The following is a 1,494-nucleotide window of genomic DNA, read 5'->3' on the forward strand; positions in this document are numbered from 1 at the left end:
CACGATGACGTAATTGCGGTCAGCGCTCGAGGCGCGAAAGATCCGTTAGCATTGAGCCCTCGCAATCAACCGATTCGGAGGAACCGTCATGAAGCAATACGTCGGTCTGGATGTATCGCAAAGAGAAACCGCAGTGTGCGTGGTCAGCGAAGCTGGCCAACTAATCTTCGAGGGAAAAGCAAAGTCAGATCCCGGCGCTCTGACCGACCTTCTTCGTAGACATGCGCCTCTGGCGGAACGCATTGGTTTTGAGACCGGCGCGATGTCAAGCTGGCTTTGGCACGAACTTCGTAGGGTCGATTTACCTGTCGTCTGCATCGATGCGCGGCATGCACACGCGGCGCTGTCGGTACGTATGAACAAGAGCGATCAAAATGACGCTCGCGGCCTAGCCGAACTGGTGCGGGTTGGTTGGTATCGAGAAGTCAAAATTAAGAGCGAGGAAAGTCAGAAGATCCGCGCAATACTCGTTGCGCGATCTCGACTAGTATCCATGCGCCGAGATATTGAGAATCAAGTTCGCAGTCTGATCAAGGAATATGGACTGCTATTCCCTCGCGCCATCGGCCAACAGTTCCGCAATCAGGTCAGCGAACTACTCGGCAACGATCACCAGCTTCTCAGCGTGACGGCGCCGCTCCTGTCGATTCATGAGCATATCTGTCGGCAGCAGAGCAAGTTTGACGACGAGGTCCGCCGATTGGCAAAGTCGGACGAGACGACGCGGCGCCTGATGACAGTTCCAGGCGTAGGAGTGGTGACGGCCCTCACGTTCCGCCATACGATCGACGACCCGTCCCGCTTCCGGTCGGCCTCTACGGTCGGCGCCTATCTCGGCCTTACGCCTCGGCGAAACCAATCTGGAGAAACCGACACCAGCGGCAAGATATCTCGATGGGGAGACCGTCTTCTCCGATCCTACCTGTTCGAGGCAGCGACCGTTCTGCTTTATCGGACCAAAAAATGGTCTTCCCTCAAAGTCTGGGGAATGAAACTCGCAAAGCGGATCGGTGTGAAGAAGGCAAAGGTCGCCATTGCCCGAAAGATCGCCGTCATCCTTCACTGCATTTGGGTCGATGGCACCTCGTTCGATTGGGGCCACGCCACACTGGCCTGACGCATACTGACGCTTTCTGGCCCGGTTCGCCGGGCTGGCGATGTCCCGCTGGGACGGTGGTCGCGGTGACCTCGGTCAATCGGCTGGTGGCGGCTAGTCCGCACTCCGCTGTACACGTTGAGGCACCCGCCCCGGACATCATCATGAGGCGCTTGGCGACCTCGGAAAGGACCATGACCCTGGCGATGGCATCAAAGCTACCACGGTAAGATTTCTCCTACGGCAAAAGAAGATCCAACACCGACCGCTATCGTATCGCCGGCCATTCTTGCCAACTCAACGGCCCCATCCAGATGCGACGGGGCGAGCGCTAAAGTTTTGCTGAGGGCGGGTTAAAGGGCGCTTGACAACAGATCGCAATTAAAGGGCCGATTGAC

The 1,494-nt window shown here is 57.3% G+C and carries 1 protein-coding gene; it reads left to right on the top strand.

Features of this window, described 5'->3' with window-relative positions; all coding sequences use genetic code 11:
- Positions 1-88 precede the first annotated feature (88 nt).
- Entirely contained in the window at positions 89-1,117 is a 1,029-nt protein-coding gene (locus AC1RLZ_RS31110) for an IS110 family RNA-guided transposase (protein WP_493191809.1), read from the top strand.
- Positions 1,118-1,494 lie beyond the last annotated feature (377 nt).

It is taken from the genome of Tardiphaga sp. GW822-FHT04G09 (assembly GCF_058800725.1).